Genomic DNA, 21,060 nt, shown 5'->3' on the forward strand with positions numbered 1-21,060 from the left:
AAAGCTGTATTGCAATTACAATACAGCTTTTTGCTTTTATGAAAGGAATTTAAATGGATTTTGATATGCAAAAAAATCTGACTCTCCCTGTTCTTCCGTTGCGAGGGTTGGTGGTTTTTCCAAAATCACTTATTCATTTTGATGTAGGACGGAAAAAGAGTATTACGGCTATAAATAAAGCTATGAAAGCCGATCAACTTGTTTTTCTTACTTCTCAGAAGGATGCCGCAATAAACGAACCGGATATATTTGATGTTTATGACACGGGCGTAATTGCCAAGGTCGTTCAGGTTTTGAAACAGCCTGAAAATACTACACGAATTGTAATTGAAGGTCAATGCAGGGCTACAATTATAAATCCTGTTTTTGACGAAAAGTGTCTTGTTGCAGAAGTTAAACCGTATGAGGAAGAAAGCGAGTATCTTACAGCAAGAGATTCCGCTCTTATGCGAACTGTAAAAAATGAATTTGACAAGTATCTTGAGATTTCTCCGAAGATGCCGTCGGATATTATTTTTAAGGTTGCCCTTTGCAAAAGACCGGGTGAACTTGCCGACTTTATCACAGCTAATCTCATTCTTGACTACAGAGTTAAACAGTCGATTCTTGAAACTTTCCCAGAATCCGAAAGACTAGAATCTGTTCTTGATGTACTTGTAAATGAAAATTTTGTTCTTAAACTTGAGGACGAAATATCTCAAAAAGCTAAAATGAGAATTGATGAAAATCAGCGTGATTATTTTCTTCGTGAACAGAAAAGAGCAATCGAGGAAGAGCTCGGTGAAGATGATTCACCGATTGACGATGCTGAAAACTATGTCGATAAAATTGAAAAGCTCAATCTTGACGAAAAGTCTGCCGACATTCTTTATAAAGAATGTAAGAAACTCAGCAAAATGCCTTATGGCAGTCAGGAAGCGGCTGTGATTCGTACATATCTTGATACGGTTCTTGATTTGCCGTGGAATAAGTCATCTAAAGATAAAATCGTTATATCTAAAGTTCAGAAGGCTCTTGATAAGACTCACTATGGACTTGACAAAGTTAAAAAGAGAATCATTGAACAGCTTGCCGTTCGTGTGTTAAGTGAAAAGCAAAAGGGACAGATCATCTGTCTTGCAGGACCTCCGGGTGTCGGTAAAACCTCAATTGCTCAGTCGATTGCAAAGGCAATAGGCAGAAAAAGTGAAAGAATCGCTCTTGGCGGCGTTCGTGACGAGGCTGAAATCAGAGGTCACAGAAAGACTTATATCGGTTCGATGCCGGGTAGAATTATTAATGCATTGCAACATGCCGGCACTAATAATCCTGTACTTATTCTTGACGAAATAGACAAGCTTGCCGCTGATTATAAGGGCGATCCAACATCGGCATTGCTTGAGGTTCTTGATATCGAACAGAATAATAAGTTTGTTGATCACTACATTGAACTTCCGTTTGACTTGTCAAATGTGATGTTTATTACAACTGCAAATGACATTTCAGCTATTCCGGCACCGCTCCGTGACAGAATGGAAATTATAGAAATCAGCAGTTATACAAGAGAAGAGAAATTCCATATTGCAAAGAAGCACCTCATTCCTAAACAGCTTGATGAGTGCGGTTTTACTTCAAAGGAACTCAAATTCACTCAGAAAGCCATATACGCTCTCATAGACTTCTATACGAGGGAAGCCGGCGTAAGAACTCTTGAAAGGCTTATTGCCTCAGTTATGAGAAAATGTGCCGTTGAAAAGCTTACAGAGGGTACAGAAGTATTCAAGATTGACGAAAAAGAGGTAGAAAGATTTTTAGGCCATAAAAAGTTTATTCCTGATTCACTTGCCAAAATGGATGAAATCGGAATAGTAAACGGACTTGCATGGACCTCTGTAGGCGGAGAAATCTTACCTATTGAAGTCGCCGTTATGGAGGGTACAGGAAAGATTGAACTTACAGGTTCTCTCGGTGATGTTATGCAGGAGTCTGCTAAAACAGCAATCACCTGTATTAGAAGTCATGCGGCGGTTCTTGGAATTGATTCCGATTTTTACAAAAACAAGGATATTCATATTCATGCGCCCGAGGGTGCTGTTCCAAAGGACGGACCGTCTGCAGGTATTACAATGGCAACCGCAATTTATTCAGCGCTGACTTTAAAGCCTGCAAGACACGATATAGCCATGACAGGTGAAATTACCCTCAGAGGTAATGTTCTTCCTATAGGCGGTCTTAAAGAGAAAAGCATGGCTGCTTTTAAAAACGGAATTACAACAGTAATTATTCCAAAGGATAACGAACCTGATCTTGAAGATGTCGATAAGGCGGTTCTTGAAAAGGTTAAGTTTATTCCTGTTAGGAATTTTTCGGAGGTAGTTGCACTTGCGGTGAATAATACCGTGAGAATTACCGATAACCAATGGAACGGAATTGATATGACAGCAGTTCGTTCTGCAACGAAAACTGTAAACGCAGTAAAACAGTGAAAGAGAGGGATTTTATGAACTTTAATGAAGTCGCTTTTGAATTTGCGGCAGGTCGTGTTGATCAGTTGCCGGAATCGGATATGCCTGAAATTGTATTTTCAGGTCATTCAAATGTGGGAAAATCCTCTCTTATCAATAAACTTGTTCAGAGAAAAGCTCTTGCAAGAGTAAGCGCTCAGCCTGGCAAAACGGCTACCATTAATTTTTATAAACTCAAAGAGTTTCGTATGGTTGATTTGCCGGGCTACGGTTATGCAAAGGTTTCAAAAGCAGAAAAAGACAGATGGGCAAAGCTTGTGGAAGGCTATTTTGCACAGGACAGACAGCGTCCGCTCGTTATTCAGATTCTTGACTTGCGTCATCCTCCGACTGATGATGACTTGCATATGATAGATTTTCTTTACAGAGGCGGATTTAACTTTGCCGCAGTTCTTACAAAGAGTGATAAACTCAAAAAGACTGCATTTGAAAAGCAGATTGAGTATTATAAGGACATCTTCAGTACAATTGAACATGTTCCGCTGATACCGTTTTCTACACAAACAGGCTTCGGAAATGATGAAATAAGGAAACTTATTGAAACTTCAATAGCAAATTTTAAAAATACGGAGGTATGAGTAAAATGTTCGTTAGCGAATGTCTTAATGTGAACAATGAGGGACATCTTACAATCGGCGGTTGCGATACACTCGAACTTGCCAAAGAATTTGGTACACCCTTATATGTTCTTGACGAAACAACAATCAGAAATGTGTGCAAGGCTTATGTAAAGTCCTTTGAAAAGTATTACCACGGTAACGGTATGCCGTTGTATGCAAGCAAGGCTCTTTCTTGTAAGGAACTTTGCAGAATTGCAAAGGAAGAGGGACTCGGTCTTGATGTAGTATCAGGCGGTGAGATTTATACAGCCGTACAGGCAGGTTTTCCGATGGAAAAAGTTCACTTCCACGGAAACAATAAAACTGCTGATGAAATCAGATTTGCACTTGAATCTAATGTAGGAAAGTTCGTTGTTGATAATCTTTACGAACTTGAACTTCTCAATGAAATTTGCGGTGAAGTGGGTAAGAAAGCTAATATTTCTTTTAGAATTAAGCCCGGTGTAGACGCACATACTCATAACTTCATCAGAACAGGTCAGATTGATTCAAAATTTGGTTTTGCTCTTGAAACAGGCGAAGCTTTTGAGGCAGTTAAAAAGGCACAGATGTACGATAATGTAAATCTTACGGAACTTCATTGCCACATCGGTTCACAGATTTTTGATATTGATCCGTTTGTCACTGCAGCTGAAATTATGCTTGACTTTATGGGCAAGATTCACGATGAGCTTGGAATCGTTATTTCAGAGCTTAATCTCGGCGGCGGCTTTGGTATTATGTACACTAAGGATGATGAACCTGTTCCTTACGAAAACTATATGGAAAAGGTTTCAGAGGCTGTTAAGGTAAAGGCTAAAGAACACGGACTTCCTGTTCCGTATATCTTTATTGAGCCGGGTCGTTCAATTGCCGGCGAAGCAGGTATTACACTTTATAAAGTTGGCGGCAAAAAGGAAATTCCTAATGTAAGAACATATGTATCCGTTGACGGTGGTATGACTGATAACATCAGATATGCACTTTATCAGTCTGCTTATACCGTAGTAAATGCAGGTAAGGCTGACAAAGAACCTGATGAAATCGTAACGGTAGCAGGTAAGTGTTGCGAGAGCGGCGACCTCGTTCAGGAGCATACAAAGGTTGCTAAGGTTGAAGTAGGCGATACACTTGCTGTTCTTTCAACAGGTGCTTATAACTATTCTATGGCGTCAAATTACAACAGAATCCCTCGTCCTGCAATCGTAATGGTTAAAGACGGCAAGGCAAGAGTTGTTGTTAAGCGTGAAAGCTACGAGGATATAGTAAAGAACGATATCTGATAATCGAATTATAATTATTGTGCAACACCGAACCGTTTAATTGTGTTCGGTGTTGTGTAGATTAGCGCATAGATTCGGAGTTGAGTATTGTGTTTAGGATAAGAAGTTTTTTTAAGGAACTTGAGCCGACACGACAGATGTCTGAGGCATTTAGAAATTGTATATTTCTTGCGTTATCAGGCGGATTTCAGGATGCATATACATATTTTACCCGTGACGGAGTATTTGCAAATGCACAGACGGGTAACGTTGTACTTATGAGTACAAATTTTATGACAGGAAAGTGGGAAGAGGGGCTTAAATATCTTTTTCCTATTCTTGCATTTGCGTTAGGTGTCCTTGTAGCTGATTTGATACAGAAAAAATTCAAGTATTTCAAAAAGATACATTGGAGACAGGGAATACTCTTGTTTGAAATTATCATATTATTTGCGGTTGGATTCATGCCGAAGAGTATGGATACCATTGCGGCGGTAATTGTATCGTTTTCCTGTGCAATGCAGGTTCAGACTTTCAGAAAAGTCAGAGGATATTCCTATGCCAGTACAATGTGTATAGGTAATTTGAGAAGCGGTACGGCTGCTCTGTCAGGTTTTATTCACGAAAGAAAGCCTGAACAGCTCAGACAGGCAATGTATTATTTTGGTGTTATATTTTTCTTTGCAGTCGGAGCAGGTCTGGGAGGAAATCTTTCATTATCGTTTGGAATGCATATAATATGGGTTTCATGCGGATTGCTCCTTGTAAGTTTTCTGATGATGTTTAAAGAAAAAATTCAATAATCCGGCAATTTCATATAACAATAAAGCCGTTGTCAATACTCGAATTTGGTATTGACGACGGCTTTATTTTACAAATTTTTCTATTCCGAGAATATAATCACTTGAAGTTTTATAAAGACAACAAAGTGTTATCAAATGTCTGATAGGCAGTTCTCGTTTTCCATTTTCGTATTTGCTGTATTGTTCCTGTCTTGTGTGAAGTATAAATGCAATTTGCCCTTGTGTGTATCCGTTTTTGACTCTTAATTCTTTTAATCTTTTGCAGTAGTCCATATAAATCACCTTTAAAAATATTACAAATAGTATTACTAATTGAATTTTACCATAAAATATGTCCGTTTGCAACTAAAATTTAATTGGTAAATCAAATATGAATTATACAAAATATTGTAATGCAAATGAAATTCTTGGATTCATGAATACATTTTCATAAAATTCAGCTCGTAAAATGTACGAAAATGCAACTAAACTTGGGAGATTTGTAAAATTAATTGCAGAAAAGGAATGAAATCGGCTGTTTTTTCAATAATTTTAAAAAAATTTGCAAGAAACTCACAAAAGATATTGCAAAATCGTTGAAAGTATAGTATTATTAATATGTTGATTGTAGTGCTTTACTGTGCTACAGCATAATCGGAATTTTTTCCGTATAATTTATGCGAATTTTATTAAGGAGGACTTACTTATGTCATATGTAAGTGAACAGCTTGAAAAGCTGAAAGCAAAAAACGCAAATGAGCCTGAGTTTATTCAGGCTGCTACCGAAGTTCTTACTTCACTTGAGCCCGTTTTCGAGCAGAATCCAAAGTATGAAGAGAATGGTATTCTCGAAAGAATTACAGAGCCTGAAAGAGTTATTATGTTTAGAGTACCTTGGGTTGATGACAACGGCAAGGTTCAGGTTAACCGTGGCTTCCGTGTTCAGTTCAACAGTGCTATCGGACCTTACAAGGGTGGTTTAAGACTTCATCCGTCAGTAAACCTCGGCGTTATTAAGTTTCTCGGTTTCGAGCAGATTTTCAAGAACTCACTTACAGGTCTTCCTATCGGCGGCGGTAAGGGTGGCTCTGACTTTGATCCTAAGGGCAAGAGCGACAGAGAAGTTATGGCATTCTGCCAGAGCTTTATGACAGAGCTTTGTAAGCACATCGGTGCTGACACAGATGTTCCTGCCGGTGATATCGGTACAGGTGCTCGTGAGATCGGTTATATGTTCGGTCAGTATAAGAGAATCAGAAATGTATATGAAGGCGTTCTTACAGGTAAGGGTCTCAACTGGGGCGGTTCACTCGCAAGAACAGAGGCTACAGGTTATGGACTTCTTTATCTTACAGAGGCTATGCTTAAGGATAACGGCAAGGACATCAAGGGCGCTACTGTTTGCGTATCAGGTGCAGGTAATGTTGCTATCTACGCAACAGAAAAGGCTACAGAACTTGGTGCTAAGGTAGTTACAATGGCTGATTCAACAGGTTGGATTTATGATGCTGAAGGTATCGACCTTGACGCTATTAAGGAAATCAAGGAAGTTAAAAGACAGCGTCTTACAGAGTATAAGAACTATCGTCCTAACTCAGAGTATCACGAAGGCAAATTCGATTGGTCAGTTAAGTGTGATGTTGCACTTCCATGTGCTACACAGAATGAGCTTAACGAAGAAGACGCTAAAAGACTTATCGCTAACGGTTGCTATGCTGTTGCCGAAGGCGCTAACATGCCTACAACTCTTGAGGCTACAAAGCTTCTCCAGAAATCCGGCATTCTCTTTGCACCGGGTAAGGCTGCTAATGCAGGCGGTGTTGCTACATCAGCTCTTGAGATGAGCCAGAACTCACAGCGTCTTTCATGGACATTTGAAGAAGTTGACGCTAAGCTCAAGAACATTATGGTTAACATCTATAAGAACATTTCTGCTGCAGCTAAGAAGTATGGTCATGAAGGTGACTATGTAGTAGGTGCTAATATTGCAGGCTTTGAGAAGGTTGCTGATTCAATGATTCAGCAGGGCGTTTGCTAATTTTAAAAGTTAAATTCCTTTAAAATTTACAGCCGTACAGACTCGTTTGAGTCTGTGCGGCTGTTGTAATTTAAATGCTGTAAATTAGCATTAGTAATATGTTTTTGATTTATCTTGTTTTACCTGTTCCCCGAATTATATAAAATATTCATTTTGTATAATTTTCGTAATTGGAATATACACCGCCCTTTTTTGTGTTATAATAGCATCATAATTCTTTTAATACAGATTTTAGTTCAACTTCTTTGAGTTATTCTTTATAAGAAATAAATTTACGGTGGTGTGTTTATGGCAGTTGATTTTCGTGATGAAGCTCCTGCAATTTTGAAGGACTATTTAATTTACAAGCAGACAATCAAAAATATGTCGAAGAAAACCGTTGACGAATATTTTATTGATCTCAGAACTTTTTTTAGATTTTTAAAAGTAATGCGTGGTCTTGTGCCTGACGGTACTGATTTTGATGAAATTAAAATTGACGATGTTGACCTTGATTTAATTAAAACCGTTAATCTTGAACTTGCATATGATTATATGAATTTTCTTTATCGTGACCGCAACAATAAGAGTGCGTCCCGTGCAAGAAAATGTTCCAGTCTGAAAGGCTTTTTTAAGTACATAACAAATAATAAACATTTGCTTGATACAAATCCCGTGGAACAGCTTGAATCGCCAAAAAATAAAAAAGCTTTGCCAAAGTATCTTACTCTTGAACAAAGCATTGAGCTTCTTAATGCAGTTGACGGAAATAACAAACAGCGTGATTATTGTATTTTGACTCTCTTTCTCAATTGCGGACTGCGTGTGTCTGAAATGGCAGGTCTTAACTATAATGATATTCATAGTGACGGTACAATGCGTGTTGTCGGTAAAGGCAATAAAGAACGCATTGTTTATCTAAACTCTGCTTGCATTGACGCTTATAATGAGTATATGAAGGTGCGTCCGATTGATGAAGTTAAGGATAAAAAAGCGTTGTTTATTAGCCGTAATCACCGCAGAATGTCTGTGAAAACAATTCAGGCTATGGTATATAAATATCTTGAGAAAATCGGACTTGATTCTCAAGGATATTCCTGTCATAAGCTTAGGCATACCGCCGCTACGCTTATGTATCAGCAAGGCGGAGTTGATGTCAGAGTGCTTAAAGAGGTTCTCGGACACGAAAACCTCGGTACAACTGAGATTTATACACACCTGAGTTCGGAACAAATGAAAAATGCCGCTGACTCAAATCCGCTTGCAAAAATAAAACCTAAGAAAAAAGTTTAAAGAATTCTTACTATGCCGCCCACATCTGTGAGTGGCATATTTTTGCATAATATTTTAATTTCAATTTTATTTTTTAAACATAATTCTCTTATGGAAGAATAGAAGGGATACATCTCAGCATTTCCGAAAAACACTACGGTATTATCAGAGATTTTTCCGCTTGCACCGCCTATAAATCCATAATCATATCCTTCAAGTTTTATATCACCCGAGGATATTAATAACACCTCTGCCCCATCTTTTTCAAGGGCATTTTTTATGGAAATATCAGCTGTTATGGCAGTGCGATTATTGAGTATTAGAGTTGAGCATCTTGCGTATCCTTGGTTTATGTTTACGATTTCAATATCGTTTTTTACGCAATATTTGTAAAGAGTCGGATCTATTGCAGATACTTTACCGTAAAGCTTATTATTAAAGAAAAGAAAATTCAGCAATATATTTTCGGGATACTTCTTCCCTGCTTTGCTTTTACATATAATCAAATTTTCTTTATATGGTAAAGTTTTTAGCTTTTCGCACTCTTGAAGTACAAAAACAGTATTATTTATCGTCAAAATCTGCATATCGGCATGAGCTTGTTCAGGTTGCGGAAATGCTTTGACAGTGTCCGAAAATATAACATTATGCCCCATTTTTGAAAGCTCATCGGCAAAACATGGGTATTTGTTTGATATTACAAAACTGCTCATTGTCCTACCGCTTCAAATGCCTGACGAATGTTTTTTACTCCGATCAATTCAGCATCATCACATGAAACACCTTTTAGATTATGATACGGCAGAATGATTTTTGTAAAGCCGAGTCTTACCGCTTCGTTAATTCTCATCTGAGCGTTTGATACAGCACGAATTTCGCCTGCAAGACCGATTTCACCGAATACAACAGCGTTTTCGTCAATCGGAGTATCTTTCAGACTGCTTATAAGAGCCATGGCAATTGAAAGGTCAATCGCAGGTTCGTCAACTCGCAATCCGCCTACGATATTTATGTAGGTGTCGCAGTTTGAAAAATAGTATCCTGCTCTTTTTTCAAGAACGGCAAGTACCATTGACAGTCTGTTATAATCATATCCTGTAACCATTCTGCGAGCGTTGCCGTATCCGCTTTGTGTGGCAAGTCCTTGTGTTTCGGCAAGAATTGGTCTTGATCCTTCAATTGTACAGGTGACGCAAGTTCCCGAAACATTTTTCGGACGCCCTGAAAGCAACATAACAGACGGATTTGCAACTTCGTTAAGCCCTTTATCAGTCATTTCAAAAACGCCGATCTCATTTGTTGAGCCGTACCTGTTTTTTACGGCACGAAGAATACGGCAACTCATCTGTTTGTCACCTTCAAAATGCAGTACGGTGTCAACAATATGTTCAAGTACCTTTGGACCTGCAATTGAACCCTCTTTATTGACATGACCTACGATAAACATAGGAATATCAAGTCCTTTTGCAGTTCTCATCAGCATATTGGCAGATTCTCGTACCTGTGTAATGCTGCCGGGGGACGAGTTTAATTCTGAAAGATTCATCGTCTGAATCGAGTCAATCATAACAAGGTCGGGCTTGAGATTTTTTATCTGTTCGCAAATAACCTCAACATCGGTTTCAGTCATTACATACAGATTCGGTGAAGTTACACCCAGCCTTATTGCTCGGAGCTTGAGCTGTCTTTTTGATTCCTCTCCAGATATGTAGAGAATTTTCAGAGTATCACCGAGGTACTGACAAATCTGCATAAGAACGGTCGATTTGCCTATGCCAGGATCACCGCCCAGAAGTATAAGACTGCCCTTTACAATTCCTCCGCCGAGTACACGGTTGAGTTCTCCGCAGCCTGTGTCATATCTGTGTTCATCCTCGGTTGAAATATCCGATATTGCGTATGGTTTTGAGTAGGTTGCAAAAGAGCGTGTTTTTGCAGTTGCTGACTGTTTTGATGTATCTTTAATTTCTTCGTTCATTGTGTTCCATTCGCCGCATGATGGGCATTTTCCGTACCATTTAGGCGATTCGTATCCACATTCCGAACATATGTAAACACTTTTGATTTTTGAAGCCATTTATTTCACTTCCTGTATTTATTGATGAGTATAATCTAAAAATCCTGTTATGATTGCTGTTGCCATTTCTTTTTGATATTCGTCACTTTGCAGCTTAGCAAGTTCATCCGGATTTGAAATAAATCCGCATTCCACAATAACGGACGGGTTTTCAGCCTTTTTTAAAAGATAGATTGAGCCGTCTGCCTTTTTGCATTGCCGTTCGTTATCAGGCTGTAAGCTTTTTTTTACGGAATTTCTAATGCATTCCGCAAGATTTTGACTTTGACTGTTATTCGGGGAATAAAAAATTTGAGTTCCGTAATATTTGCTTTGAGAAAATTTGTTTTGATGAATACTGATTACAATATTGTTTTTGTCTGAATTGAAAATTTCGAGCCGTTTTTTTAAATCGGCAACTTTCCTTGAATGAACCGAATCTTCTCCGTTATCAAGAGATACATCATCTGTTCTTGTTTGAACAACCTTATATCCGAAAATTTTTAATAAATCAGCTGAATTATTTGATATAGAAAGATTGATGTCCTTTTCAAGCACACCGCTTTCGCTTACTGCTCCCCCGTCTTCGCCGCCGTGACCTGCGTCAATTACAATTATCGGCTCTGTTTTATTTTCGGTTATAACAGATTTTGTCGGATTAAGTCTGAAAAAAACAGATACCATAATAATGCAGAATATTGCAAACAGTATAAAGCAGAGAGCATAAAATGTCGGGATTTTTTTATTCATACAAACACCTCTGCATAAAAATATGCCGAGTGTGAGATTATATATTACTTATTCAGTATATACTACAAAACTTTTTCTGACAAGATTTTTCTTTTGGATTTTTGCATACGACAAAGATGTTGTAATAAAATTTGTTTGGTGGTATAATTATCAAGGATTATGAATTGGAAAAATGAAAGGAAGTTAGTAAAATGGAAAAACCTGGCAGAAATGATCCTTGCTGGTGTGGCAGCGGAAAAAAGTATAAAAAATGTCATATAGATTTTGATGAAAAAATTGAGGAATTTGAGGTTGCGGGTCACATTGTTCCCTCCCATGAAATCTTGAAAAATGCTGAGCAGATTGAAAAAATCAAGGAGAGTGCGAAGATTAATATTGCAGTTCTTGATTATGTTGCAGAGCATATTAAGGCAGGTATCAGCACGGCTGAAATTGATAAGTGGGTGTATGATATCACAACCAAAATGGGCGGTGTTCCGGCTCCCCTTAATTTTGAGGGATTTCCCAAGAGCGTATGTACTTCAATAAACAACGAAGTTTGTCACGGTATTCCGTCGGAAGATGTAATAATCAAAGACGGCGATATAATCAATGTTGATGTTTCAACTAATTTGAACGGATATTTCTCCGATTCTTCAAGAATGTTTTGTATCGGTAATGTAAGCGAAGAAAACAGAAAGCTTGTTGAAGAAACAAAAAATGCAGTTTATGAGGGACTCAAACAGGTTAAGCCTTGGGGCTTTCTCGGAGATATGGGTCAGGCTGTCAATGATTATGTAAAGAGTAAAGGTTACTCTGTTGTTCGTGAAGTAGGAGGTCATGGAATCGGTCTTGAATTCCACGAAGATCCATGGGTAAGTTACATTTCTAAAAAGGGCACGGAAATGCTTATGGTACCCGGTATGATTTTCACCATTGAACCTATGGTAAACGCAGGAAAACCTGATATTTTCGTTGATGAGGATAACGGCTGGACTATCTATACAGAAGATAACTCAATGTCTGCTCAGTGGGAAATTCAGGTTCTTGTAACTGAGGACGGCTACGAAATTATTGCATACTAAGTAAAAACAAAAGGCATTTGCTTTGAGATTTCTCATTGCAAATGCCTTATTTTTATAAATAAAATTTAATTATTCCTTACCGTCCCAACAATAAGTACAGAGTTTGCATTTGTCAATTCCGCAGGAATCAAGCATATCGTCAAGCCTGTTAAAACGCAAGGATGTGAACTTGAGTTCTTTACAGATTTCATCAACCATCTGCTCGTATTTTTCAGAATCGGGATTTGTGTATTCCTGAAGAATTTCGTCTGTAACATTGCCGTTCTCAAGTCTTTCAATAACTCGTCTTGTGATGAGATCCATTTCAGAAGATGATCTTGAGAAGTTAAGATACTTACAGCCGTATACAAGCGGAGGACACGCAGGTCTGATGTGAACCTCTTTTGCACCGCTTTCAAAAAGATATTCCGTTGTTTCACGAAGCTGTGTGCCTCTTACAATTGAGTCATCAATAAGAAGAAGGCTCTTTCCTCTGATTAAATCCTCAACTGCGAGAAGCTTCATTTTTGCAATAAGATTACGCTGACTCTGAATTGTCGGCATAAATGATCTCGGCCAAGTAGGTGTATATTTAATAAACGGTCTTGAGAACGGAATTCCCGATGCATTTGCATAGCCTACTGCGTGGGCAATGCCTGAATCGGGCACACCTGCAACGATATCGGGCTTTACGGAATCTCTTTCAGCCATTTTTGCACCGCAGTTGTAACGCATTTGCTCAACACTTGTACCCTCATATGAGCTTGCAGGATAGCCGTAGTAAACCCACAGAAAAGTACAGATTTTCATTTTATCACCGGGCTTTTTGAGTGTAATGCAATTTTGGTCTGTAATTACCGTAATCTCACCCGGTCCGAGTTCTTTATAATCATTGTAGCCGAGGTTTTTGTATGAGAAACATTCAAACGCCACACAAAATGCGTCCTCTTTTTTGCCGATAACAACAGGAGTTCTGCCGTACTTATCTCTCGCACAATAGATGCCGTTTTTATTCATCAACAGGAGCGAAACAGAGCCGTCAACTTTTTCAAGAGCATAGCTTATGCCGTCAACAAGGTTTTCTTTTTGATTGATTAGAGTTGCAATAAGCTCGGTTGCGTTGATTTCACCGCCGCTCATTTCAAGAAAATGCGAACCGCCTTTTTCAAAGATCTCCGCAACAAGTTCATCTGTATTATTGATTTTGCTTACGGTGGTAATTGCATATGTACCGTGATGTGAACGAACTATAAGAGGCTGCGGTTCGTAGTCGGAAATACAGCCGATACCGAATTTGCCTTTCATACTCTGCATATCTTTATCAAATTTAGTTCTGAAAGGTGCATTTTCAATATTGTGGATTGATCTGTCAAATCCTTTTTCTTTGTCATAAACAACCATACCGCCTCTTCTTGTACCAAGGTGTGAATGATAGTCAATTCCAAAGTATAAGTCGAATACGCAGTCCTGTTTTGCTGCAACACCCATAAATCCGCCCATGTTTTTTCTCCTTTAACCTTTTTAATTCTGAATTAAAAGTATTTACAGTTTGCCGTTTTAGATTGTAAATACTGTTTGATTAAAATCATACACACCAAAATTATAATATTATTTTCGGATTATGTCTATACTTTTGTCGAAAATTTTTGAATTACAGCACAAAAAAAACAGCAGAAATTTTATCTGCTGTTTAGGTTTATTCGATAAGTCCGTACTTAACTTTAATTCTGTCAAGCTTTTCAAGCATAGGTTCTGCTCCGAAAAACAGAAATATAACAGTCGAAACTGCGTGAACAATATCCATCGGAAAGCCCTGAACATAAAAAGTTATGAGCATATTTAGATTAAATGCTGAGTGTGATGTGAGTGCCGAATAAAGGTTCATAAGTCCGCCGTAAATGACCATTGTGGCAATGAAACCGTATATACAGAGCGAAGTCCTTGTTCTGCCTAAAAGACCTTTCTTAAAGAGAATACCGCCAATGAAGCCTATTATCCCTGCCGCAAACATTTGCCACGGCGTCCAAGGTCCTTGACCGAACATAAGATTTGAAACAAGCATACTTACAGCACCGACAAGAAATCCCGATTCACCGCCGAATGCTACTCCTGAAATTATCACAATTGCCACAACGGGCTTGAACTGAGGCAACATTGTAAATGCAAGTCGTCCTGCAACTGCTATTGCACATAGAACAGAGATTATGACAAGCTCTCTCGCTTTTGGGTGCCTGCCTTCAAAAACGAGAAAAAACGGAATCATACACTCAATCATAACCAGGAGTGAAATAAAAAGATATTTCTGATCCTGAAGATATGTCATTCCAACAAAAATTGTAACAGGAATTGCAAGCAAAACCATAATTGCCATACTGACGGTTCTTTTACTCAGTTTTGAACTTTTTCTCGGCAGGTCAATCGGTCGTTTTGATTTTGTTCCGAAAGCAATCATAAGCAACGCAACAGATACTCCGATAATTCCCCAGTTGAACCAGGTAGGCAAAGTTTTGGCTGAAAAATTCGGAATATATTCCAGATTTACAATCAGACCGAGTATGAACAGTACTGCGCCAAAAAATCCGAAGATTTTTTTAAAAACAGAAAGCTTTTTGTTTTCAGCTTTGTTTTTTTGGAGGGGAATATTTTCGGTGTCGTTTTTAAAAAGGTCAATATCAGGTGTGTTTCTGTTAATTTGAATATCTCTGTTTTGACCTGTGCAGGCATATATGACATCATTTGATGATACTGCGTTATCTATTATGCCTTTTGACATTCGGCTTGCAGAGGTGGAATAAAAGCTGTTTGATGAAAAGAAAGTTCTCGGTGTACCTTCCGACACAACTTCACCGTTAAAAAACATCAGACAGCGGCTTGGATATACAGCACAGAACTCTACATCGTGACTTACCATGAGAACGGTTATGCTGGCTTTATTGAGGTCATATATAATCTGAGCAAACTCAATCTTGAATTCGGCATCAAGTCCTTTTGTAGGTTCATCAAGAAGAAGGATTTGAGGTCTTATGAGAAGAATTTTTGCAAGAGCCGCTCTCTGCTGTTCACCGCCGGATAAATCATAAGGATGGCGATTGCAGAGACTTTCAAGTCTGCACAGCTTTACCGCTGCGGTAACCCGTCTTTCTTTTTCCTCCTTGCTGATTTTTCTGCCGTCAAATACTTCGTACAAATCTTCAAGTACAGTTTTTTTCAAAAACAGTGTCTGCGGATTTTGGGGTAATACTGCTACGAGCGTGTCAAAAGAATTTTTGTTAAGCGGAGAGATTTCAACTTTGCCTCTGTATGGCTTGTTAAGTGAACAGATAATTGACAAAGCGGTTGATTTTCCCATTCCGTTACCGCCGAGTATAGCCGCAAATTCCCCCTGATATATTTTTAGTGAAAGACCTTTTAGTACATCTGTACCCGACTTTTCGTACCTGAACCAAATATCATTAAGACTTACTGCTTCTTTATCAGAGTGTTTCTGAATGCTTTCGGGTTTGAGCTCATACATTTTATGATTTTGGGCATATTCCGAAAGCCACTTTTTGCCGCTTGGAACAGTTACGGGACAGTCGGTATTGTCATTTTCTGTAACAGCCTGCCATATTTGCATCGGAGCAGGCATAGAAAGAAATGTTTTACTGTCTTTTTCTTTAAGAATTTTTCCGACCTTTTGAGGAGAGTCAAAAGCTGAAATTCCGTTGTTTTCAATGACAAGCACCCTGTCTGAAAGCGGAAGCACCTCATCAAGTCTGTGTTCCGTTATTATCACCGTTGTCCCCAGTTCGTGATTTATGCGTGAAACGCAGTGCAAAAATTCGCTTGCCGCAATCGGATCGAGTTGGCTTGTCGGTTCATCCAAAATGAGAACGGACGGTTGCATTGCCATAATTGAAGCAAGGTTTAAAATTTGCTTTTGTCCGCCCGAAAGCTCAAGAACACTTTTTTCAAAATAATTTTGGATTCCGAAAAATGAAGCTGTTTCGGCAACTCTTTTTCGGATTGTATTGTTGTCATAACCAAGACTTTCAAGTCCGAAAGCAAGTTCGTGCCATACCTTATCGGTAACAATCTGATTTTCAGGTGATTGCATAACAAAGCCGATTTTACTGCTTTGCTCCCTGTGAGAAAGGTCTGATATAGGTTTTTCTTCAAAGAATATTTCTCCCGAAAGAACACCGTGCGGTGAAAGATCGGGTTTCAGATGTCTGAGAAGTGTGCTTTTTCCGCAGCCTGACGGACCGCAGACTGTGATAAACTCGCCCTCGTTTACGCTGAAAGTAATATCTTTAAGTACATCAATACCGGTTTCGGGGTATCGAAAACTCAGATTCTTGATTGCATATGTTTCCATTTTATCCCCTCTCCTATATTTACCGATAGCGGAATCAACATTAAAAATGTGTAGAATATATAAAAAATAATACTTTGCACCGTAAACAAATCGCCCTTGATTGACGGATAGTATCTGAATTTTATTGCGTTTGTAAAAAGCAAAATCATAAGTACCAATCCGGTAAAAAGGATTGTGCAAAGCATAAATGCGTCTCTTTTGTCAAATTTATAAAGTGAATAGGATGTTCTGCCTTTAAGACCGTGACCTCTGCTTTTCATTGAATCGGCTGTTTCAATTGCGTTTTCAAGTGACCATGTTATCATAATCGAAAGGATTTTTACAGCATTTCTTATTCTTTGAAACAATGTTCCCTCGTTTATATCTCTGCCTATTGTGTGTTGTGCATTACGCACAAGTTTCATTTGTGCCGAAAACCTTGGAACAAAACGCAATGCCATTGAAATCACCAGACTCAATGACGGCATTATTCTGCCAAACAGGAAAACTACCTTGTCGGAAGTGATTACTGCATTGAATGAAGAAAACCATAAAACTGTTGACGAAAGCAAAAATGCACTTGCAATACCGTAAACGATTGATTCGAGGGTTAGTGGGTTATCCCACGGAAAATATGTGAGTATAGTCATTCCTTCATGATTAAAAACAGGATTTATGAGAACTATCAAGAGTATCATAGGCAAAAGAAAAACAAGTGACAATCTCACAGCTTTTTTGCCGTTAAGGTATAAAGCGGTTACAAGCGCACATAAAAAACTTACAGCAAGACAAACAGGGTTCATGATAAACATCGTGAACCCTATTGTAAGTGCAAAAAATATAAAATTGATAAAGGGGTGCATATTTGAAAAAGTATCCTTCATCATTATTCTCCTGTTGCGTATCCTCCGCCGACATCATAGCCTAAGTTACAAGTGTAGCACCAGACTACATCGTCGCCGTTCTTGAGTACATATCGTGAACAGCCGTAGTTTGGAAACCATTCATTGACTTTGTACATCCAGCCCGAAAGAGAACCGCAGTCAAATTCGTAGAGGTTGTTAATTCCTTCAATATAAGCGGAATTATACATAGGAGTCCAGCTCGATTCCATATGAATATTGTTGTCCTTACAAACTTTTACAAGGACATCATATACAGATTCACCCTCTTTGAATTGAACCTTCTGTTTTTTGAGGATTATACCGTCCTTTGGAACGAGTTCAATTTTTTCGGGATCAAGGTCATCCATATTGTCAAGAATTGTTGAACAGGTGATTGTAAAGGTACAATAAAGATTTGTATCTTTTGTTTCCTGTTCTTCCGGTTCAACCGGCTTTGGTTTTCCCGACGGTACGGGATCGGTTTTGTACTTGTCCTGCGTTGTCGGCTGAACATCATTCTTTTTGTTCGGTTTTGAAGAACTGTTTGATGAAGAAGACGGTTTATTCTTATCCGAAGAACTGTTGTTTGAACTCTGCTCGGATTTTTCACTTTTTTCAACGGCTGAACCGTTACTGTTCTGCGAATTATCCTTACTGTTCTTTTTATCTTCGGAATTTTTTCTGTCCTTTTTATCTTTGTTTGATTTAGCGGAATCGGTAGGATTTTGAGTGTTTTTCTCTGTTGCAGACACAGAAGTTGTTTCTGTGTCTGCATTTGTTGTCGATAGCGAGGAGGCAGTTGATGCAGTTTGAACTTTATTTTCCGATCGGTTGCCGCCTGCAAAAAATGCTATTGTAAGTGCGGCAATACAAACGCATACCGCAATTAAAAGTATTTGATTTTTTTTAACAAACTTTTTTATCTTTTCCATAACCAATCTTTATTTGTGAACTTTAATCAAACGAGCTTAACGATGATTTTCTGAATTTCTGTTGCATCAACAACATCGATAACACCGTCATGATTTACATCAGCTTTGATAAGTGAAACCTTTGAAAGCTGTTCAAGGTTTACAATCTGCTTTTGAACAAGTGTTGCGTCAATTACAGAAACTGTGTTGTCAAGATTAACATCACCTACGGCATAATTTTCTGCAAGTCGGTCAGTCATATTGTAGAGTGAAGTTTTGCCGTTTACAAGACGATCAAATGAAACAAAAGCATAGAAGCCCTGTTCAGTTGCCATCTGATTGTATGTTGTGTCTGTATGACCGAATCCGTTTTCAGCGGAGAAACTCATCATAGCATCGATGAGTGTGTTGCCGTTTTTGATGAATCTTTCATCATTTGTAGGATCAATTCCAAGGCTTGTAAGTGCAACGAGTACCTGTGCACAGCTTTCGCTGTTTACAGAACCCCATGATGCAAATCCGCCGTTTTCATTCTGTGCGTTTGACATTGCTGTGAGTGCTTTATCAATTGCCTCTTTAACATCGCTGTTTGTTGAGTAGTAAGGAGCAAGTGCCTGAATTGCCATACCTGTCATATCAGGATCTGCAGTTGAGCCGAAGAATGTCCAGCCACCGTTTGCTACCTGTGCATCAAGAATTGTCTGTACGAGTTTTTCTCTTGTTGTGGGATTTGCGGCGTCAGTCTGTGGAATTTCATAATCGCCCGTATCAAGTGCAATGAGTGCAAAGACAGGACCGTTGATACCCTGCTTCTTAACATAATCCATATCTGCAAGCGGTTCAAGAAGGTTATATGATGCAACATCCGTAACATCCTTACCGATTGCCGTAAGTGCAAGGATTACTCTTGAATTGTCTGTTGATTTAGTATTGTGAAGCTTTGCAGAACCCTTTTCTTCAACATACTTAACTGCATTCTGATAGTAACTGTCTGCAATTTCGTCTGTGATTTTACCTGCTCTTGCAAGACCGAGGACTGTCCACTCGCCGCCTACTGAAGAAACTGTGGGGGCATCCTGTGATGCGAGATATTTTGCAACCTCGTCAATTTTGTTAGAAACTGTGTCAGCTGCGGAAGGAGCATATTTTACTGTGAATGTATATACAGTACCGCCTTCACTTGTGTTCATTGACGGCCATGCAATATCACCGCAGCCGATGAAAATTTTGTCACCGTCAGAAACACTAACAGTCTGACTTCTCTTGTAAAACGCACTGTCGTCAGAAGGAAGATATTCATTCTTATATTTTCTTGTCTGAAAGTTTTTGTTAGTTGCAGTAGGAACTACATTTACATCAGCTGACGGAGTGTCGATTGTGAGTGTGTAGTCTGTAACTGACGGATCAAATTCGCCCGAAAGCTCGGCACCTGTGATCTCAACCGATTTAACAGTTGTATCGTTATTTGCCCATGTACCGCCGATATCCTCGCCGTAACCGTTTGAAGTATACATAATAGCGATTTCATCACCACTCTCAAGTGTGCCGTCTGCTACTGTATAGGATGCATAACCTGAATTTGTGAACCAGTCATTGAGAGTTCCCATCCAACCGCTCATTGTACCGCCGTCAAATGCAGCAAGACCGTTAATTGACGAGATGTAATTGCTCTCAGCACCTTCCTGTGTGTAGCCGTGATTGTTGAGTGCATCAACAACGGCTGACATCATAGTAGTGTCATTATTAATGCTTACCCACTCATCAACGAGAACGCCGTCCCACGGAGCGCCGTTTTCTACTGAGTATGTATCATTTCTGACAATTACTCTTACTTTTCCGTCTTCAACTGCGCTTACTGAAAGTGAAACCGTCATAAGTGACGCAATCATCATTACAGAAAGTACAATTGAGAGGATTTTTTTAAAAGATTTGTTCATAGTGTTTTCCTCCATATTGTATTGTGTATATCGAAAGGCAAAATAAAAAAGCCCTCCGTTTTTGGAAGGCACAACTAACAAAACCATACAGACCAAAAGTCTGTACAGATATGGTCGGCTGCACCTCTTCCCTGTCCAAGATTTGCAAAATCCGAGGCATACGGACAGCGACCTGACTTATGGCAATGCCAAATACAGTAATGACTGTTGCTTCGGATTCTCACCGAATTCTCTGTTATCTACTCTGCAAGATGCATTTTGAACCGTAAACCCATATTAAGTTATATACATTTGAAATCTTCATTTAATTATAACACCTGTTTATAGTCGTGTCAATTCCTTAAAATTTTTCTGATATCAGAGTTTATTCGGGTACGTTATAAGTTTAGTTTATGGCCGGCTTTTTGTGTAACTCAGTTGTATGAATTGAATATTCTGTTAATAAAAAGTTGAAATCGGTGAATCAGATGAAAGAAAAATGTTCGCTTGACAAGTTACCGCTTGGAGTTACGGGGATTGTCTATCGTGTGAACTGTAATGAAAATATCAAAAACAGAATATTTGATTTTGGTATTATGGAGAACAGTCCTGTTATCCCCTTGTTTACAAGTCCGTTCGGTGATCCGTCTGCGTATCTTGTTAAAAATGCCGTTGTGGCACTGAGAAATAACGATTGCAAAGATATCATTGTTACTCCTGAATAAAAG

At 38.8% G+C, this 21,060-nt stretch carries 17 protein-coding genes; 8 read left to right on the plus strand and 9 right to left on the minus strand.

Going from position 1 to position 21,060, the window contains the following annotated elements; translation table 11 throughout:
- Positions 1 to 53 precede the first annotated feature (53 nt).
- The 4 genes from lon to WMO31_RS03080 all read left to right on the plus strand — a co-directional run bounded on the left by lon (position 54) and on the right by WMO31_RS03080 (position 5,168).
- Positions 54 to 2,465, plus strand: coding sequence for an endopeptidase La (lon, locus tag WMO31_RS03065; RefSeq protein ID WP_117930730.1), 2,412 nt, complete (start codon positions 54 to 56; stop codon positions 2,463 to 2,465).
- A 14-nt stretch (positions 2,466 to 2,479) separates the two neighbouring features.
- The gene (gene yihA / locus WMO31_RS03070; protein WP_367999172.1) at positions 2,480 to 3,082 is read left to right on the plus strand and encodes a ribosome biogenesis GTP-binding protein YihA/YsxC; all 603 of its coding nucleotides are present in this window, start codon (positions 2,480 to 2,482) and stop codon (positions 3,080 to 3,082) included.
- Between the two features lie 5 nt (positions 3,083 to 3,087).
- A complete protein-coding gene (gene lysA, locus WMO31_RS03075) occupies positions 3,088 to 4,386 on the plus strand; it encodes a diaminopimelate decarboxylase (protein WP_367999234.1) in 1,299 nt (432 codons plus the stop codon).
- An 89-nt stretch (positions 4,387 to 4,475) separates the two neighbouring features.
- Positions 4,476 to 5,168 (plus strand): YoaK family protein, encoded by a 693-nt coding sequence (locus WMO31_RS03080; RefSeq protein ID WP_367999173.1) that lies wholly within the window; start codon positions 4,476 to 4,478, stop codon positions 5,166 to 5,168.
- 63 nt (positions 5,169 to 5,231) lie between these two features.
- Here the strand turns inward: WMO31_RS03080 and WMO31_RS03085 are convergent, their stop codons facing one another.
- The gene (locus tag WMO31_RS03085; RefSeq protein ID WP_021883937.1) at positions 5,232 to 5,441 is read right to left on the minus strand and encodes a helix-turn-helix domain-containing protein; all 210 of its coding nucleotides are present in this window, start codon (positions 5,439 to 5,441) and stop codon (positions 5,232 to 5,234) included.
- A gap of 412 nt (positions 5,442 to 5,853) precedes the next feature.
- Between WMO31_RS03085 and gdhA the strand changes: the two genes are divergently transcribed.
- A complete protein-coding gene (gdhA, locus tag WMO31_RS03090; RefSeq protein WP_015523831.1) occupies positions 5,854 to 7,185 on the plus strand; it encodes an NADP-specific glutamate dehydrogenase in 1,332 nt (443 codons plus the stop codon).
- 288 nt (positions 7,186 to 7,473) lie between these two features.
- Entirely contained in the window at positions 7,474 to 8,457 is a 984-nt protein-coding gene (locus WMO31_RS03095; RefSeq protein WP_117519712.1) for a tyrosine recombinase XerC, read from the plus strand.
- Here the strand turns inward: WMO31_RS03095 and WMO31_RS03100 are convergent.
- From WMO31_RS03100 to WMO31_RS03110, 3 genes are read right to left on the minus strand one after another with little or no spacing between them, the layout of a single operon-like run.
- Positions 8,454 to 9,149 carry a DUF6873 family GME fold protein gene (locus WMO31_RS03100; RefSeq protein WP_367999174.1) on the minus strand — a complete coding sequence of 232 codons (696 nt, stop codon included), beginning with the start codon at positions 9,147 to 9,149 and terminating at the stop codon, positions 8,454 to 8,456. The two genes, WMO31_RS03095 and WMO31_RS03100, sit on opposite strands and share 4 nt — an antisense overlap.
- Positions 9,146 to 10,513 (minus strand): DNA repair protein RadA, encoded by a 1,368-nt coding sequence (gene radA, locus WMO31_RS03105; protein ID WP_021883933.1) that lies wholly within the window; start codon positions 10,511 to 10,513, stop codon positions 9,146 to 9,148. Before radA ends, WMO31_RS03100 begins: the two co-directional genes overlap by 4 nt.
- An 18-nt stretch (positions 10,514 to 10,531) precedes the next feature.
- Positions 10,532 to 11,242 carry an N-acetylmuramoyl-L-alanine amidase gene (locus WMO31_RS03110; protein ID WP_117911129.1) on the minus strand — a complete coding sequence of 237 codons (711 nt, stop codon included), beginning with the start codon at positions 11,240 to 11,242 and terminating at the stop codon, positions 10,532 to 10,534.
- Between the two features lie 191 nt (positions 11,243 to 11,433).
- Here WMO31_RS03110 and WMO31_RS03115 point away from each other — a divergent pair, with 191 nt between their 5' ends.
- Positions 11,434 to 12,306, plus strand: a complete 873-nt coding sequence (locus tag WMO31_RS03115; RefSeq protein ID WP_101028497.1) for a methionyl aminopeptidase — start codon at positions 11,434 to 11,436, stop codon at positions 12,304 to 12,306.
- A 69-nt stretch (positions 12,307 to 12,375) separates the two neighbouring features.
- Here WMO31_RS03115 and WMO31_RS03120 read toward each other — a convergent pair whose 3' ends face one another.
- From WMO31_RS03120 to WMO31_RS03140, 5 genes are all read right to left on the minus strand, one after another.
- A complete protein-coding gene (locus WMO31_RS03120) occupies positions 12,376 to 13,785 on the minus strand; it encodes an amidophosphoribosyltransferase (protein ID WP_021883930.1) in 1,410 nt (469 codons plus the stop codon).
- Between the two features lie 196 nt (positions 13,786 to 13,981).
- Positions 13,982 to 16,642, minus strand: a complete 2,661-nt coding sequence (locus tag WMO31_RS03125) for an ATP-binding cassette domain-containing protein (RefSeq protein WP_367999175.1) — start codon at positions 16,640 to 16,642, stop codon at positions 13,982 to 13,984.
- Complete coding sequence (locus tag WMO31_RS03130; RefSeq protein ID WP_367999176.1) at positions 16,615 to 17,505, minus strand: energy-coupling factor transporter transmembrane component T; 891 nt, start codon at positions 17,503 to 17,505, stop codon at positions 16,615 to 16,617. Before WMO31_RS03130 ends, WMO31_RS03125 begins: the two co-directional genes overlap by 28 nt.
- A 2-nt stretch (positions 17,506 to 17,507) precedes the next feature.
- Positions 17,508 to 18,437, minus strand: coding sequence for a DUF4430 domain-containing protein (locus WMO31_RS03135; RefSeq protein WP_117948909.1), 930 nt, complete (start codon positions 18,435 to 18,437; stop codon positions 17,508 to 17,510).
- 26 nt (positions 18,438 to 18,463) lie between these two features.
- A complete protein-coding gene (locus WMO31_RS03140) occupies positions 18,464 to 20,353 on the minus strand; it encodes a dockerin type I domain-containing protein (RefSeq protein ID WP_367999177.1) in 1,890 nt (629 codons plus the stop codon).
- 467 nt (positions 20,354 to 20,820) lie between these two features.
- On the opposite strand from WMO31_RS03140, the gene WMO31_RS03145 reads away from it, so the two are divergent.
- Positions 20,821 to 21,057, plus strand: coding sequence for a FeoA family protein (locus tag WMO31_RS03145; RefSeq protein WP_046432725.1), 237 nt, complete (start codon positions 20,821 to 20,823; stop codon positions 21,055 to 21,057).
- The last annotated feature ends 3 nt before the right edge of the window (positions 21,058 to 21,060 follow it).

Source organism: Ruminococcoides intestinale (assembly GCF_040095935.1).
Lineage (GTDB): Bacteria > Bacillota > Clostridia > Oscillospirales > Acutalibacteraceae > Ruminococcoides > Ruminococcoides intestinale.